This window comes from Mycoplasma sp. CSL7491-lung (genome assembly GCF_018913965.1).
In the GTDB taxonomy this organism is placed as follows: Bacteria; Bacillota_I; Bacilli_A; order Mycoplasmatales; family Metamycoplasmataceae; genus Mycoplasmopsis.
Window position 1 is genome coordinate 272034 of sequence record NZ_JAHMHG010000001.1, and the last position, 19469, is coordinate 291502.

Annotated in this window: 7 protein-coding genes and 1 riboswitch; all 7 genes read left to right on the plus strand. The window is 27.0% G+C overall.

The features are described 5' to 3' along the window. The 7 genes from nrdI (at position 1) to KQ876_RS01280 (ending at position 19465) form a co-directional block, all read left to right on the plus strand. On the plus strand, positions 1 to 456 hold the full coding sequence (gene nrdI / locus KQ876_RS01250) for a class Ib ribonucleoside-diphosphate reductase assembly flavoprotein NrdI (RefSeq protein WP_205851880.1): 456 nt from the start codon (positions 1 to 3) through the stop codon (positions 454 to 456). Further along, a complete protein-coding gene (gene nrdE, locus KQ876_RS01255) occupies positions 449 to 2605 on the plus strand; it encodes a class 1b ribonucleoside-diphosphate reductase subunit alpha (protein WP_216489945.1) in 2157 nt (718 codons plus the stop codon). The genes nrdI and nrdE overlap by 8 nt, the downstream gene beginning before the upstream one ends. A gap of 322 nt (positions 2606 to 2927) precedes the next feature. Beyond that, a riboswitch (Lysine riboswitch) is annotated at positions 2928 to 3094 on the plus strand. A gap of 102 nt (positions 3095 to 3196) precedes the next feature. After that, positions 3197 to 6388 (plus strand): hypothetical protein, encoded by a 3192-nt coding sequence (locus tag KQ876_RS01260; protein ID WP_216489947.1) that lies wholly within the window; start codon positions 3197 to 3199, stop codon positions 6386 to 6388. A gap of 17 nt (positions 6389 to 6405) precedes the next feature. After that, positions 6406 to 14385, plus strand: a complete 7980-nt coding sequence (locus tag KQ876_RS01265) for a PDxFFG protein (RefSeq protein WP_216489949.1) — start codon at positions 6406 to 6408, stop codon at positions 14383 to 14385. Positions 14386 to 14396: 11 nt separating this feature from the next. Then, on the plus strand, positions 14397 to 17390 hold the full coding sequence (locus tag KQ876_RS04300; RefSeq protein WP_205851875.1) for an ABC transporter substrate-binding protein: 2994 nt from the start codon (positions 14397 to 14399) through the stop codon (positions 17388 to 17390). A 12-nt stretch (positions 17391 to 17402) separates the two neighbouring features. After that, positions 17403 to 18482, plus strand: coding sequence for an ABC transporter permease (locus tag KQ876_RS01275; protein WP_205851874.1), 1080 nt, complete (start codon positions 17403 to 17405; stop codon positions 18480 to 18482). Between the two features lie 5 nt (positions 18483 to 18487). Then, on the plus strand, positions 18488 to 19465 hold the full coding sequence (locus KQ876_RS01280; RefSeq protein WP_205851873.1) for an ABC transporter permease: 978 nt from the start codon (positions 18488 to 18490) through the stop codon (positions 19463 to 19465). Positions 19466 to 19469: the final 4 nt, after the last annotated feature.

Genomic DNA, 19469 nt, shown 5'->3' on the forward strand with positions numbered 1-19469 from the left:
ATGAAATTAGATACAATTAAATTAGATAACGTTGTGAAACCTACCGGTAATATTCATTGCGTTTACTTTAGTACAAATACAAAAAATACAGAAACATTTGTTAAAAAATTAGGTTTTAATAGTACAGCTATTCCTTATGAAATAGAAGAAAGTATTGAACTTAATTTTGATTATGTTTTATTTTGTCCAACATATTCTGGTGGCGGAGAATTTACAAGTGGTGCTGTGCCAAAACAAGTCATTAAGTTTTTAAATAACGAAAAGAATAGATCTCATTGTAGAGGTGTTGTTGCATCAGGGAATACAAATTTTAATAACACTTTTGCCTTAGCAGGAAGTGTGTTAACATCAAAATTAAAAGTTCCTCTTTTATATCAATATGAACTTAGAGGTACCCCATCAGATGTAGAGAGACTACAAAAGATCTTAAAAAATTTTTGAGGTATAAATGAATAAAACCTATAACAAATTAAATAAAGAAGATGATAAATATATTGCATTAAATGCTTTAGCTGGTCTTCAAATGAATGGGAAATATGATTTTGAAGCAGATAAAGAAGCAGCTAAGCAATATATGATTTCACATGTTTTACCTAGATTAAAACATTTTGATTCAGAGTTAGAAAGATTACAATTTTTAGTAAAAAACGACTACTACGAAGAAGAATTAGTAAGTAAATATGGTTATGAATATGTTATCGAATTAACAGAATATGGTTTAAGTTTTAAACATAAATTCCCCGGATTTATGGGTGCGTTTAAATTCTTTTCAACATATTGTTTGAAAAGCTTTGATGAAAAAGAGTATCTTGAAACTTATACGCATAGAGTTGTAATGAATTCATTATTACTTGGCGGAGGTGATAAAGAATTAGCCAAAAAAATATTAAAGGATATGATTTTAGGGTATTTTCAACCTGCTACACCAACATTTTTAAATGCTGGTAAGAAACAACGTGGAGAGTTTGTTTCATGTTATTTATTACGTGTTGAAGATAACATGGAATCAATAGCCCGTGGGATTTCAACTTCATTACAATTATCTAAACGTGCTGGAGGTGTTGCACTATGTTTAACTAACTTACGAGAATTTGGTGCTCCTATTAAGAAATTAGAAAATCAATCATCTGGTATTATCCCAGTAATGAAAATTCTAGAAGATAGTTTTAGTTATGCAAATCAACTTGGTCAAAGGCCAGGTGCTGGTGCTGTTTATTTAAATGTTCACCACCCTGAAGTTATGTCATTTTTAGACACTAAACGTGAAAATGCAGATGAAAAAATAAGAATTAAGTCGCTTTCTTTAGGTCTAATTGTTCCTGATATTACTTTTGAATTAGCTAAACAAAACCAACAAATGGCGTTATTTTCTCCAAAAGATATCAAAGATGTTTACGGTGTGCCAATGAGTGATATTTCAATCACTAAAGAATATGATAATTTAGTTAAAAACCCAAAAATTAAAAAAACTTATATTAGTGCTCGTAAGTTATTTCAAACTATAGCTGAATTACATTTTGAGTCAGGATATCCATACATACTTTTCGATGATACTGTCAATCAAAACAATCCACATAAAAATCGTGGAAGAATTGTTATGTCAAACCTATGTTCAGAAATTGCTCAGGTTTCAACAGAAACAGAATTTGATACTGATTTATCTGTTAAAAAAATAGGTGAAGATATTTCATGTAATTTAGGTAGTTTGAATATAGCTAAAATTATGGATTCAGGAAGTGAATTTGGTTCTGTAGTTGAACGTTCAATTCGTGCTCTTGATAAAGTATCAAGAATTGCTGATTTAAGTTCTGCTCCTTCAGTTAATAACGGAAATAGTAATAATCACGCTTTAGGTCTTGGAGCGATGAATATGCATGGATTTTTGGCAAGAAATGAAATTTATTATAGTAGTGAAGAAGCTTTAGATTTTACTAATATTTTCTTTTATACAGTGGCATATCATGCATTCAAAACTTCAAACAAAATTGCTAGAGAAGTTGGTAAATTTAAATCATTTGATATTTCAGAATTTGCAAATGGCGAATATTTATCAAAATATACAAAATGTGAACCTGATAAGTTTACTCCTAAAACACAAAAAATTATTGATATTTTCGATAAATATCATGTTCAAATCCCAACACAGCAAGATTGAGTTGAATTAGATTTAAAAATTAGAAAATACGGCTTAGCAAATTCGCATCTGATGGCAATTGCCCCAACAGGAAGTATTTCTTATTTATCTTCATGTACACCAAGTTTACAACCTGTAGTTTCTCCTGTTGAAGTTCGTAAAGAAGGTAAAGTTGGCCGTGTTTATGTACCTGCTTATCAAGTAAGTAATGAAAATTTAAAATACTATTTAGATGGTGCTTATGAATTAGGTCCAAATCCAATTATTGATCTTGTTGCCATTGCTCAGCAACATGTTGACCAGGCCATTTCGTTGACATTATTTATGACAGATCAAGCTACTACACGTGATTTGAATAAAGCTTATATAAGAGCATTTACTAAAAAATGTAGTTCTATTTATTATGTTCGTGTTCGTCAAGATGTTCTTGAAGGAAGCGAAAATTTAGAATGTCAAGCTTGCAAAATATAATAATTAAAAAATCAGATTTTAGTCTGATTTTTTAATTATTAAATGAGGAGAATTTATATATTATATTGCGTTTATAAATAACTTTAAACACTTAAAAAAGCAGTATTATATACTTTTTAAATTAAAAAACAATTTTTATTTTATTTTTTAGTTTTTTAATATATAATAAAAATATGAAAAAAGCAAATCAACATTACTCTAATATGTTTATGATTATTAGAAATAGATTTACCCGGATTAAATCTATTTAATTTAGTCATAAAATTCACTTTGTATTGTTGAACTATACATAATGGATTTTAATGATTGTATTGAAATCTATTGTGTCTATAGAGGTGCTGTTAATATTAGTAATTAATTGAGTTGGTAAACGAAGAAATTAATGAAAGGATTCAATAGCCGAAGCTTAAGTAATGACAATTACTTTTGCTGGTAGAAAAGCATAAAAGATTTCTACTCTTTGGTTTAACCATTGGCGCTATAGATATACATTTCTTTTGGTATTATTCAATATATTATAATATTTAAAAAGTCTTTGTATGTTATATAGCATATAAAGCTTTTTTTATTTGTTTATAAAAGGAGATAAAAATGAAAAGAAAATTTTGATTAAAAACAATAAGTTTAACACTAACATCAGCTGGATTAGTATCTTTAGCTTCTTGTTCTAATACTAACTCAAATACAAAAAATAGTGATGATTATAAAAAGTTACAATTAGAATATAAAAAGTATAGAGAACAAAATGAAAATAATTCAAGAGCAAAAGATAATGAAATCACAAGATTAAAAAATGAATTGAGTGAATCAGTGACAGAAAAAGATTCTAAAAACAACGAGTTAATAGAATTATCTGGAAAAATAGATGAATTGACTAGAAAAATTCAAGTTATGAGTGGAACTGCTATCGAGAGAAACGGTTTATCAGTAAGAAATTTATATAATCAAATTAGCAATTTTATAGTTTCTGATTTTACCACTGCACTTAAAGAACAAAAACCAGAAACTTATAGTAAAGAAAAAAGTCTATTAGATCAAATAGTAGCAAGTATAATTAGTACAAATGCAGATGTTGCTACAACTGAAGAAGATTTTGCTAATTTATGAACTTGAGAAAGTACAGTATTCCACCTTCTAAGTAGAAGTAAATTAATTTATGAGTACATCGATGACACAATTAATCCTATAACTGTATATACACCTAAATCAGAAGAAATGGACCTACTATTTCAATGAAGAATTAGGGATTTAAATAAAATCATTAGTATTGTTAATTCGAAACCGCAAGGTACTTATGAAAATAAACAAGACTTATTAGATAGACTTCAATCTTATGTAGAAAAATATCAACAAGCAATTGATGAATCATCATTACTTCAACATCAAATTTCATTTTGATATAATCTTGAACAAGATGGTGACGATGGTGTAGCAAACAAATTTATTGATTTTTCATCACCAAATATGCGTAGTTTATTGCCTTCATTAAAAATTGATGATAGCGAATTTAGAGTTTCATTATTCCCTGTTTATAAACAAATAATTGATCCTAAATTCATTTCAGAAGCCAAAGCTAAAGTACTTGAATTACAAAGTATTTATAAACAATGAATCGATTCTAATGTTAGAACATATATCAACTCAGTTAGATATGATAAATTATATAACTCAGTTAAATCAATAATTGATAGAATAAATGTTCTTTTATTACCAAATAATTTAACTTACTTTAACGAATTTAATGTTTGAGAAGATTTAAATAAATTTGTTAATGACGCAAAAGCGGTATTATTAGATGGATACTTAGTAGATAATACAAAAGAGAAGCAAGATTATGATGCTGAAGTTAACCAAGAGTTTGATAAAAATCGTGATGGTAGTTTTTATAAAGTTTTTGATACTGAATTTAAACCTTTATCAATAGGAAACGAAAAGAAAGCAGTTTATTTATACAAAGATTTTTATACTAAATATTCAAGAACAATGGATCAAATAAAATCAATGAGCACAAACACTTTTCAAGAGTCATTTTTAAGATATGTTAAATATCAAGTTACAAAAAAAGAAATAGAAATTTCTAAAAAAATTATTGATTTTTACAAAAAAACGGGTGATGATCTTGAAAATGAAGAATTAAACAATTTGTTGAGATTGAATAATTCTGCTAAATATGATAAATCTATAAGACAAGCTACTTTAAATAAAGAAAGAGATACAAATAATTTCAACGAACAAAAGGAATTATTAAGAAACTTTAATATTGAATATAATTCAAATTCCGATAAAGAAAATGTTCAAGATAAACTTAATGATGTTAATGAAAAATTAGTTCCAGTAATTGATACTTTTATTGAAAAACTTCAATCAACTAAGAATGAAAATAATGACATTATAAGCGAATGAGGTTATATGTATGGGGAGTCAAATTCTAATAAGTTGATAATTTCTTTAACAAATATTAAAGAGTTAATAGGCGTTGCTATTCGTTTAATAAATGATGATAATGAATCTACAAATAATGATATTTTAGATCAAAAAATGATTGAAATAAAAAATCAGTCAAATAAATTTATAAAATTATTTATTGGTAATTTAGAAGGAACAAGTAACGAAAATGAAACAGAAGAAAAATCTTTAGTCGGACAGTTTAATGAAAAATTATCATCCGAAGCGTATGATTTAGATGGTTCAACATATGATTCACAAATAAAAATATTTTTAGATATAAAATCTTTATTTAGTTTCTTTAAAAATATTGATTTAGAATCAGTTGATAAAGAAAGAATTCAAAAAGATTTAGAGTCAAAAGTTTCTCTAATTGATATATATATCAACGAATTAGAACATATTTTTGAAAGTGAAAAACCTTGAAATGAACTTTATGAATCCTTGGTGGGAGAAATAAGAAATACATTAAAAAATACTTTAGATGAATTTAAACAAAAAATAGAATCGGCCAAAGAAGGAATTAATAATGATAATTTCGAGAGTGAACTATTAAAAGAACTAAAAGAGTATTCTAAAGAGAAATATGATAAAGTTGGTGATTTATCAGATGGAGTTCCTCCAATAGTAGAGGTTTTAAAAGAAACACTTGAAAGTTACGATAGAACAATAGAAAGAAGTCAAAGAAAAAAAGAATCAATTCCTTCATTGTCTAAAATTTTAGCTACTCAAGAAGTTGTGGTTCTGCTTCGTTATTGAAAAAATAATGTTAAGCCAGAATATGACAAAATTCAGTTACATGTTGATCCTCAAGGAAATGACACATATCATGATAAAGAAATGGCAAATTATTTAAATAAAGAAATTTCAAATGTTTCGAAGGGCGAAGGATACAATTTAATATTAAATGTGGATGGAACATTAGAAAGTTTTGATGTTAATGTTGAAGATAATAATAAAAACAATGATCATCAAAATGATTTTTTTGAAGGTGTAGATCAAATAACACCAAAAGTTATTTATGATAAGTTTAAAGAAATCGAAACAAATTATGCAAAAAGTTTATACGAATTTTTATTTAATAACGAAAATAATAGTGTTGATCTAAAAAATGATTTATTTGAAAAGAGACAAACATATTATTCATTTTTAAATAAATTATCAGAAATGGATGTTTTCTTATCTAATTCTTACATTAGATTTGGTGTTGATTTATTAATTTATGATCAATATGATACTTCAAGTAACTTCTTATTAAGTGATTTATTAAGTTACTACGCAAAAACCGCTGCTGTTAGCGAAATAATGACAGAAATACATGAAAAATATATTAAATAATATTTACGAAAGGAAATATGAAAAACAAAAAAAGAAAAAAGTTCAATTGAAGAGCTTCTGTTTGACCTAAATATGTAATTTCAGTTGCTCTTATTTTTGCCGCAACAGCGACAACAATTTCTTTGCTTAAATATAATTCAGTTAATCAACAAGCCGAAAAAGGTGTTGAAAAAAATGAATTAAAAAATGAATTTGTTGAAGTTAGCAAAGCAAAAGTGTCTTTTGTTACCACAGACAAAGCAACATTAATTGCTGAATTTGATCCATTAAAAGGAGCAAATGGTGAAGTTTTAGTCAATGGTAATTGAGTTGATTATGATAAATTCTTGAATGATTATTTCGAAGAGAATCATTCATTACCGTTTTTAAATATAAGATATGGTAATTTTGACTTTTATAATGAATATTTAGAAGCTGTTAATGCTGTTGATTTTTATAATTTTACACAATGATTCATGAAAAACGTTTCATGAGGTCCTGAAATAATAACACTTAAAGAGTTTTCAATTGTTAAAGGGGTTGAACAACATGGTAATAGTATTACTTTAGGGGCTCACTCAAACGAAAATAAAGAATATACACAAATTAAATTTTACCCTGATGCTTTCTTTGGTTCAATACCATTACACAGTACCCTCAGTGGTGCCGGAAATGCTTCAGATTCTTTATTGTATAAAATTAATAAAAAATTATGAAGTTATGAAGAAGTTCAAAAATTCTTATCGAATGTTACAAAATATAATTCATTTTCAAATACATCATTAGAAACACTTCGTCGTTTTTCATTTAGAAAAATTAGCGATGTTCGTTCTTTAAAGAATAAAAAAGTTTTTGTTGTTTCAGGTTCTTTACCTGAATCAATAAAAGAAAATTCATTTAGTTCAATTGAAAAATCAAGAATTAATATACCTTCAGATTATTTATCAATTGTCTACGCTAAAAACATCGAAGAAGCTAAAGTCAAATTTAATGAATATGCCAAACAGTATTCAAATTTAGATAAATTTAATACTCTAAATGATTTAGATAAATTTACTTTTGAAGAAAAAACAATTATTAATATTAAATACGATTTCTATAACGAAGGTATTGAGCACGGTTATTCAGATAAATATTTAAGAATTTTCTTTGATGATGGTAAATCAATTGCTTTATTTAATGCTATTAATGATGCTGAATACAGATATATAGACGATAAAGGTGATGAACAATATGCAGTTCCTGAAACAGTAGAAAGTATTGAACAAGGTATAGACCATAACCGTATTAATTTTAGTAATTTATCATCTGATATTAGAGCATTATATGATCAATTTATTTTAAAAAATGAATCATTAGATCAACAAGTCTTTGACAACATTGATAAATATATAGAATCTCAACAATCATTAAAAGAGATCGACGAGGAAATTGTTAAAAATAATGATGTCGTTCAAAAAAGTAAAAAAGAATTTAAAGATATTTTAGTTGCGTATGAAGAAAACAAAAAAACTAATCAAGCTAAAGTAGATGAATTAAGTGCACAGGTAGAAGCTAAGAATTCCGAAATTTTAAAACTTCAGGAAGAATTAAAAGAAACAGAAGATGAAGAAGATTTAAAAGAATTACATTTTAAAATTTATAAATTAAATAAAGAAATTGAAGATTTAGAATTACAAATTTCAGATTATTTAGATGCAGTAAATAGATCTCAAGCTAAAATTGATGAATACACTCAATTAATTCCTACTGACGAGCAATTAAAACAAGCTCATAAAAATATTTCTGATTTAGTTGCAAGAAAAAGAGAAATTAATTTAGAAGAACAAAAAAGATTGCTAGAAGAAACTTTAGTTAAAGCCGGATTAGGTTCAGAAAAGTTTGAAACTGTAATTAATTTGAAAAAATTATTAGACAAATTAAATGAGATTGAACAAAATGAGATAGATTACAATAATTCTACTATTCAACAAAAATTTGACTATGTTAAATTAGTTCATGATTTTATTATTCAAAATAGACCATCATTCAACTTATATAGCGAAGTTTTAAATGGTAATGTTTTTGCTGAGTTAAAACCAGAATCAGATCGTTATGTTTTATATTCTATTGATTTAGGTTATATACCAACACAATTAATAGCAGTTGATGAACTTAATAAGTTGTCTGACGACACCCAAATTAATTGGAGAGAGTACTACAATATTGATGGATTTTTAAGAACCAAAGCAGATAAAGAGGCTACTGGTCGTTCTGAAAGAAGTGATTTTTATGTATATGCACCAAAAATGAATTCTATTTCAGATCCTTATGCTACAACAGAAGAACAAAATGATTTTAAACAAAAAGCTATTACAGAAATAAATAAAAAATTGAGTGATACTTTGAAAGTTAAAGATGAATTTTTAAATGATGAAGAGTTAAAAAATCAATCAACTAAAATTGATAATAGTTTAAATAGTTCAAATTATTCTAATTTATTAGAAGAGTTTGAAAATACAAAAAAAGAATTAGATGACCTTTCTAAAGAATATAAACAAAATATTCGTAATTATGTTGTAGTTATGACTTTAAAAAGTTTATCAGAAGCAGAAGAAAATGGATCTAGAGTATTCTATAAAGAAATTGAAAAATCATTGCTGGAAAATGATGATTTGGCAGAATATAAAGATGATTTTATGTCTATTTTAGACAAATCAGATTCATTAAGACAAGAGATACAAGAAAAATTAGTTTTCTTTAAAGCGAAAGTTAGTGAAAAATTAAAAGATTTTGTAAGAATTTATACTGAAGCCGCAGAAATTACCGCTAGTTTAAAACCGGAATTCGATTCTTACCATAAAATGGTTTCAGAAAAATTTAAAGTATCATTAAACAATATAATTAATAAAATAGCTGATGCTGATTTATTAGACCCAACCGCCAATCAATACATGAATGATTTAATTTCAGAAAGCATTGATGCTATAGATAGCTTTAATATTAGTTTAGCTAATTCAAATAAAAATCTTCAAACAATATTGAATGATTTCAAAGATTCGTTAAATTATTTAAGAAGATTAGAACAAGAATTTGGATTAAATAATTTTGACGATTTAATTAAAAGATACTTTTCTATCATTTCCAATCCAGTTTTTATGAGTTTTGGTTTTCGCGGAGAAAATGATACCAAAGAAGAGCGCATTAAATGAATTGCCGCAATTTTTAAACCAATAATCGAATATAGATACAATTTATATGAAACTAATAATAAATTAGTTGAAGATTACACAGAAAAAATTGAAGAACTTGAAAACGAGATAGACAAATTGAATTCTAGCGAAGAAAAAAAACCTGAAAAAATTGCGGAATTAAAGGAAATAAAGAGAAAATATGAAGTTTTAGCTGAGTATTATAAAGGATTGGTGGCTAAAACTGAAATGGATGAAGATTCAAGCTTTGGAAAAATCGCAAATGGAGCATACGATATCTTAAGTGAACATTGGGATAATGAAGATTTTGAAGAGGGTGGTGAAATGGAATATGACTTCGAAGAAGAAAATCCTGCCGCTTGAGAACAATTTAAAACTCAAATAGATAGATTTAATACAGATGTAACAGAATATACAAAACTTAGAGATAAAACTTATGATTTAGCAGAAGCATTTACACGTAAAAGTTCCGATTATGCAGATCAATTAAAATTAAGCTTTAATACATTTAAGGAAATTGAATCAAAATATAAAACGGTAATGGATCAAACTTTTGAAAATGCAAAGAAAATTATCAATAGAGATATTGCTTCAAAAGTGTGATTAGAAGCTATGAATAGTTCTGAAGGATTAACAATTTCAAAGAAAAACCCTTTATATGTTTCAAATTCTAAAATCGATTTAATTCAAAAATTAACTAAAGCTGGAATTATAACACCAGAGACAAATTTAGTAGAGTTTAGTGAAAATAATATTTTCAATGTAAAACTAAATAAAGTTGAGAAAAAAGGAACAAAACTTTATCTAACACTTAAAGAATATGTTAATAATGAAGGAAATGATTTTGAAAGTTATTTAAATACTAGATTTGTTAAGTTTAATGTAGATGCAAATATTGATGAAAAAGAAAATGGTGATGCCCTTGATCAAGTAAAAGATTTATTTAATGTCATTGAATATAAATCAGTTGTGCAACCATTTGCAATTAAAGAAGAAGGAAGCAAAAATATTAGTACACCAGAAGGTGTTAAAAATGTTTCTACATATAGCGTTTATGTAGAAGCTTATGATGGTTTTGCTAGTTCGCTTGTTAAAAAAGTTCCTTGAGCAACTGAAACTCTTGAAGGAGAGCACCTAGTAAGAAAATTAAATTCTAAAGGTGAATTCGAATATGTTTTAGAAAATGGTAAATATTTTGGATTGAACCCAGATTCACGTGTTGGTATTTGATCATTAATCGCAATGAACAATAAAAATTACAAAGGACTTGCGGCTGATTTTCTTAAATTTGTTGCTGCTCACGAATATGGTCACCACATGACATTAAATTCAGCACAAGATTTAGGTGATAAAGGCAACAAACCAATTTTTGGTTCTGCATTAACACCTGGTTCAACACCTAATATACAAAATTACTACAAAAGAGATGTTATTGATTTATACTTAAAAGCTAGAACACATTTAAGTTTAAATTCTTCACCACTTCTAAACCAACCTAATATTGTTTCTGAAGAAAATGATGGAGAATATTTATTATTTAATTTACCTAAAAAAGAAAATAACGAAATTATCAACAATGAAAGAACAGTTGAAAAACCTGAAAATGTTTGAGGAAATAAAGTTGGTAACGAAAACTTGAAAGATGCATTATTAAATAATAATCGTAGATTTTTACAAACATACGAAGGACTTCTTAAAGCAACCGAATCACGTAGAAAACAAAACGGACTAACTTCGACAGAAGATAAGAAATGATTAAATGTTTCTGACTTATGATTGATGAATACATTAGATCAAAACTCAGGTACACTTAACCCATCAAAAAATTCAGATGAACAATATCCAGTAAAATATATGGTTCAAGATGCAGACGGAGTTTGAAGATTTAAAAAAGCGTCTTTAGATATGCTTAAAGGTAAAGCTAAAGATGGTATGGGTAATTTGATAGATTTTTATGAATATAACGGAGAAATATTACCTAAAATTGTTGAAGGTGAAAGAAATGATAAGGGTGAATTTATTAAGATAGATAAAGTTTTAATCTTTAATAAAGATAAAACCCCTATTATTAATGTTCCTTTAGGAATTGATTTTACATCCGCTGAAAATAACCCTTTTTATCAAATTGGTAAACAAGGAACAAATACAAATGTTAATATAACACTACAATATGTAAACAAACAAATTAAAGATGCCGAAGATACAATTAAATCACTTATTGTAGATAATTACTCAATTAATGGGTGAGATTCAAATACATCTAATACTTCATTAGAACCAAAAACTAGTGTTGAATTCCCGCTTTTAGGAACTTTATTCTCAGAACTTAGTCCAAATTATAATAAAACATTATTATTACCATATTTAGATAATGTAAAATCAAGAAAACGTAGTGATGGCGGAATAAATGCATCTTACTTTATTGCTAAATATTATGGAGAAGATGGAGAAGTTCTTTATGATAGATTTGCAAAAATTAATAAAAACAATATCATCAAAAATCCATTAGTTCAAGAAGAATTTTATTTAAATCCATATTCTGAAAAATCAAAAGCAGATTCATCATTTGTTGATGTAATACTTGAATTATATTTAGGTACAGGTGGTACTTACGAAACTCTTTCTGCTGGTGGTAAACATGTATTATGATTAAGCGAAAATGAACAGTATTTACCAAATGTTAATTTAAAACAAATTTTTACAACAGGTTTTCTAGATGGACAATTAAGTGCTGATATTTTAAAACAATTAGAACAAAAACAATTCATGGATTGAATGAGTCCTTTTGTTGCTAAATTTATCGGACGTGATGTCGCAAATAATAGTTTCTTAATGATTAACGGAAGCGGTGATGTTGTTTCGAAAAATACTATAAATCCAACTCTTCCTAATTTTGCGGAATTTCGTACATTAAAAATTAATCAAGGAATTGTTGCTAAAGATATTGAAAACAATCTATTTAATAGTTACTATGTAACAGGTACTAATGGAATCAAAAATTATGGTTTTGATATTCAATTTAATGATTTTGATACATTCCTTGCTTTTACAAGTGTCGATACAACAAAAGCAATTTTAGATGTCGCAAATAACGTAGTAAATTGAGATTTAGACTATGTTAAAGCTAGATTTGATATCCCTAAATTTGCAAGAGAATTAAAGATTGCCTTAGCCAAAGAAGAAAAATTAACTTCTGAAGAAAAATCTTACTATAATAAATTGATAGAAAGTAATAACGAACAACAATATGCAAATGAAATAATGAAAAGATTCACTAATTCATCATTGAACTTATTTACAAGAGATCATACTTTTAAACAAATAAGAGATAAAATCAATGAAAGTAAGGAAAATGAATTAAGATACGGTTGAATTTTTGATAAAGATTTAGGATACGGTTTATTTAAATCAGATGGTGTTGTTGTAAGTGATAAAGCGAGAGAAAATGATCAATGATCAATTTCCGTTAAAAAATTCTTTGATACATATCAAAGTTTTGCTGATGAAAATCAAGTTGACTTAGACCAATTTTCATTATTTGATGACTTAATTTTGGACGATAAAATTCAAATGTATACAACTCAACTTTTATACAATTTAAGACTTTCAAAATTCCAATTTAAAGATATATTATTATCATTCGCAAGAGGAAAAACCAAAAAAATTAAACCAACTTCAGATGTTGAAGCTTACTTTAAGACAAAAACAGAACGTAAATTTAATGAATTATTCTCAGATTATACATATTCATTTGCTGAAACAATTAACCGTGATAACTTACAAATAACATATTCACCTTCTCAAGATGAATATAGAAACTTACCAAGCTTTTTATCAGGGTTAAATGAATCAAATACAGGTTTAGAATATGTTTTAGACGGTTCATATACAGCTAAATGAAGAGATTTAATGTTTAAGTTTAAGGGTGAAGAAAAAGAAACTGTTCAAAATACAATTGTTGAATTTGAACAAAAAAATGATAACGAAGATAAATATAGATCAGAAAAAATAGGAACATCATATTCACCTAGTGATTTAGCATCAAACGATAATTTCTCTGATGACCAAAATAAATCTCCTTTATATTTAGGACGTTTCCAATCAATTAATAATGGTTGATTTAAAGATCGTTGATATAGAGATTTTATTAATTTTAGACTTTATGATGATGAAGGTAACTCAATCCAAGATGATACAATACGTATCACTGATTTAGAAGGTAATGTTGTATCAGATAGAGCAAAAGCTTATTGAGAATACTATATTCAATCTCAAGGTGTCGGAAAACGTAATGTTTCTAACATTTGAAGAAATACAGATAAAGACGCAATAGCTATGTTTGGTTATCTAAATAATGAGGATATAAACAAAGTTGATTATTTAGTATTTGAAGATTTAGAAACACAAGAGGTTAAAACAATTAAAATTAACAAAAAGAATAGTAGTAATATGTTCTATTATAAAACTCAAAATGTTAATAACGAAAACAACCCAACTTCACGTCATTGGTTAGGTGATGAAAGATATAATTATACTGATTCAAATGGTCATCATCAAGGACAAGGGTTTACCGCATGAGTAAGTGATTATGCGATCATGTCTAATTATTCAAATAAATTATTAACACCAAACCATGAATATAAAATTTACTTTTCAGATAATTCTAAAGGAACAAAAACATTAGAAATAGATTTAGGTACAGCAGAAAGTATTTCAGAAAACGGAAAAACATTTTCACAGGCACCAACATCAATTTATTTAAAAGAAATTGATGGCAAAAAAGTACCTGTATTTAAAGTTGGTGTTCAATTTAACGGAACTAAATAAAAAGGAGAAAGATGAAATCAAGAAAAAAAATAAAAACATTTTTATTAGCAATTAGTTCTTTTTCAATTCCTCTTGTTGGTGTTGCTTGTTCGCAAGCTCCAACTAAAGAAGGAAACAAAGAAGTTAGTGGACTTAAGAATGAAAATGAAAAAGTTAGAGTTAATGCTAGTTTATTAAATTCTGTGAAAGATTATAATTTAGGTCTTGCAGCCAACCCAATCAACTCTTTAAATTACATTAAGTACCCTTCTGTTAATAAAATATTACCTTCATTAGTTGAATCGCCAATTAAATCCGGACCTAACGAAGCTATTAAAAGAATTGCTAATATACCAAGGATGAATTGGGGTTTATACCAATCCGAAGATGGGACAGTTGATTCGTTTTTAAAAGAAAATCCAAATCCGGAAAATTCGGGAATGTTTTACTCTTTAGATAATTTTGGATCTGCTCCCGGGACTATAAATACCGACCAAACAGAATATTATTCAGTAAATTCAATTATTACTACAAATAATAAGTTTTTAACATCAAACATATTTTTAAATGATGGACAAAGTAAATGAAGTAACGGCGACTCCGTTACTGCAGATGACTATATTGACGGAATTCATTATATTTTAGATTTAGAAACAGGTTCTCAAAGAATAACATCTACATTGCAACGTAAATTTCAAAATGCAAATGAATTAATGCAAGCTCAACAAGAGTATATTCAAAAACATAGTGTTGCATTTAAGAATCCGTTTGCTTATCCTCCAGTTATAGAAGTTAATGGGAAATGAGAATATGATGTATTTAATCCTGATTATCAACCTTGAGCATCACAAAATATAGGTGATGATGATGAAGTTTTAAAAATTAAAAATAATGCTTTAGCGTTAGGATTATATTCTGGTAGAATGTACTGAAATTATGATAATAAAACAATTTTAAGTGCTATTCCTTATTCTCCTGATTTTGATTTTGAAGCAGAAGATACATTGATTATGTTACCTAATCCTGAATATTCTTTAAAACTTCATACTGAAAAAGAATTAGAAACTATACCTCAAAGATTACCAAAAAGAATTAGAAAGTATTTATATTTTGATCCTAAACAAACAGTTTCTGACGATTTTAAGTCATTATTAAAAGAATCAAGAAGTTTAAAACATAAAATGGGTGATTTAAAATATTCTGAAGATACTAAAAATGAATATATTGAAAAAATTAATAAATTATATAAAAATTTAGTTTCTAACGGACAAACAACACTTGATAATGATTTTGTTAAACAACTTAATCCTAAAAAATATTTCAAAAATCGACTTCTAGGTCTTGATGAATATACTTTAAGAATCGGTTATGACGAATATGAACCTTCAAGCATTAACAGTGCATATCGTGATTTAGAAGGTGAATTAATTCCGGTTAATAGGTTATTTATAGAATCAATAGGTGGAATTAAGGAGTTTGGACTTAAAAAAGAAAACTTTTTAACTAATGGACCATTTAACATTGATGACTTAGTTTTAGGGCCACAAGGTTATGTGTTACTTACTAAAAATAATCAATACTATTCCGCATCTAAAACAATAAGTGATAGAATTAAAATATTCTTTTCAAATGAACCGAACATTAATTCTGCTATGTTTGAAGATGGGTATATTTCTGCAACAAGAATTCCATCGGTTTTACAGTGAGATTATTGATCAAATTTAGCTACAAGAAAATACATGAATAAATCAAATGGTTTTGGAACTATTGCTCTTGGATTTAATTTAGATAAGGAAACCAATAAAGATTCTTTTGTTAATGATCAAGATTTAAGAAACGCAATTTATTATGCCATTGATAGAAATGAAATGTTAAATATAGTCGGATGAAATACTTCGTTCCCTGTTATAACATGAACTGCATTTGGTCAAGCTTCTTCAAGTTTTGGAGACGCTGTTGAGGCTGGTTTTGAACATGATTATATGTATGCAAAATATGGAACATACCCTAAAGATCAAAGTGATTCATCAAATTACTTAAATCAAACAGTGTTTAAAAAATCTAAAGAACAAGCAGATAAAAATAATTGAGGAATTCCAATCCCTGTTCAAAACTATACACATATTGATCATATTTCAAAAGCTATGAAATTTGAGACAGTTGATAGAACTGACAAAGGTTATCATTTAGATGTTGCTAGAGCATATATAAATAAATTCAAAGAAAGACATCCGGGTATAAACCATGTTACTTTAAGATTTATTTCAAATTCTACAGATGAACAAAAAAATGCCGGTTTAGCGCTTAAAGATTTTATGCAAAAAGCATTTGGTGACTTTATTGAAATTGATATTAAAAACTTACCAGAAAATGTTTATGAAGATTGAAGAACTACAGGTAAATTTGATTTAATTTATCGTAATTTCGATACATTTGGAAGTGATATTTATTCTTATATAAGAGTTTTCTTAAAACCGGATGAAATAAATTCAAATCAGCAAAAGACAACTGGTTTTAGAAATAATCCTGTTGGAAGTTGAATTTATAATGATTATTTTAAAAATTTAGGTTATTCAAGAGACGAAAATAATAATTTAGTCATAAAAAACGACGAAGATAAAATTAAGATAGAAGATCTTAAACAAAGATTGAGAATTTTAGGTGGTGAAGAAGCACCTAATAAACCAAAAGGTCCGAATGTTTGAGAAAAAATAGTGGATCTTTCTGTTATGTACAATGACGAAAGTTTAAACGACTATACTCAACGTTATTTAAGATTCTTTACAAGTCAATTTACAGAAAAAGAAAAAGAAGAAGGTTGAACTGAGGTTATTGCTTTTGCTGTAATAGCAGGTTTTGAAAAAATAGTGCGTGAAACAGCACCTGTAATCCCACTTATGGAAGTAGATACATATTGAGAAGTTACAAGAGTAAATGGTGTTAGTGGATTATATTCATATTCATTGCAATACGCTTATGATGTTCTTAATCCGCCTGTTGCTAATTTACCAACAATAATTAAATAAGGAGAAAAATAGATGAAAATAAAAAATACAAATAATTTTGTAACAGAAAATGAACTGAATTTTAAAGATAAAAAATTATCCAATAATAATTCGTTTGTTGACTTTGCAAATAAAATTAAGCCAAAAACCACACTTGTAAATGAAGTTTTTAACACTCAATCAAGTTTAGTGAGAGCATTAAGAAGACTTTTTATTATGGCTTTTGAGTTCTTTACTATAGCTTGAATAGTTGTGACAATTACATTCTTCTTAATAAACTCAATACCTGGGTCTACAACCTTAACATCAGGATTAGATGAAGCATCAAAAAAAGCAATTGAAGCACAATATGGTCTAGATAAACCGTTATTTCAAAGGTATTTAATTTATTTACAAAACTTATTCCATGGTAATTTCGGAATTTCGTATTCTGTATTTCCTGGGCAAAATATTAATGATTTTGTTTGAGTAAGATTTTATAAATCTTTCTTGATCGGAATATTTTCAGTTATGCTAACTTTAGTTATCGGTATACCAATTGGAGTTTATGTTGGTATGAATCCTGATAAATTACCCGATCATATTGCTACAGTAGTTGTCTCAATTTTCTCATCAATTCCATCACTAGTTTTTGCTTTATGATTATTATTATTGGGTCGTATCATTAATATACCTTATTTATATGTTGAAACTGATATTACAACTTATATATTACCTGGTTTAGCATTATCATTAGGTTCAATTATTGTTTATATTAAATATATTAGAACAGAATTAAATCGTGAGTTAAACTCACAACACGCTAAGTTTTGTTATTTAAAAGGACTATCAAAATCAAGATTTGTCTGAACACACGCTCTTAAGCCGTCATTATTCCCAATCGCAACTTTCTTCCCTGTAGTTATTTTTGGTAGTTTTATTGGTAGTTTGTTTGTTGAACAAATATTCTTTATTACAGGTTCTGGTGGTTTATTACTTAATGCAATTACTTCAAAAGATTACAATATAATCTTATTCATGGTTACAGTATTCTCATTATTAACAATTCTCTCATATACAACTCGTGATGCTCTTTATAAATTAATTGATCCACGTGTTAGAAGAAGAAAGTAGGAAAAATGATTTTTAAAATAAAAAAACAACATGTATCACCAAACAATGAACACGGTAAAGATTTAGCGCCAAATCGTTTTATTCAACCGCTTAATTATAAAAAATGAGAGTTAATTGGTAATTTACTCGAATACCATGAATCTAAAAATATTAAAAAACAACAAAATAAATGATCAGAATTATTTTATAGATATTCTAGAAGTTATGCAGGTGTATTTGGTCTAATATTATTTTTAACAATTGTTATTAGTTCTCTTATAATTCCTTTTTTCACAAGAAATCCTGAAACTTTACATATAGAAAATAAATATGAAAACTTTTTCGAAAACGGATCTATTTTTGGGACAGATTATTTAGGTCGCGACTTATTTGGGCGTTTATGATGAGGATTAAGATATTCTTTAGCTCTTGCTTTAGTTACCACAATTATTCAAGTTGCTATTGGGTTATTAATCGGTATAACTATGGGACATTTTAGAATTTTTGATACTATTATGACATATATAATTAAAATTATTTCTAATGTTCCGTCAATAATTATTTTAATCGTTATAACAATAGTTTGAAAACCTACATTTTGAGTTATAGTTTTCGCTCTTACTTTTACATCTTGGACAGGTATTGCAAATCAAATGAGATCCCAAGTTTTAAGAGCTAAAAATTTTGAATGAGTAGCAGCTTCAAGTATTTTAGGTACGCCTACTTATAAAATTCTTCTTAATTATTTACCTGTTGTAGTTCCGCTTTTAGTTACAGAAATAGTGTTCCATATTCCAGGGGTTATTCTTAGTGAAACATCATTGGCATTTATTGGATTAAGTATTGATATACCTACTTTAGGAAATTTAATTTCTGAAGGTTCTAAAGTATTTACTGCTTACCCGAGATATGTTTTAATCCCGTCTACTATGCTTGTTTTACTTACAACTTCAATTCAGTTAATATCTGCAAGTGTTCAAGATTCATTATTAAGACAAAGATAGGAAA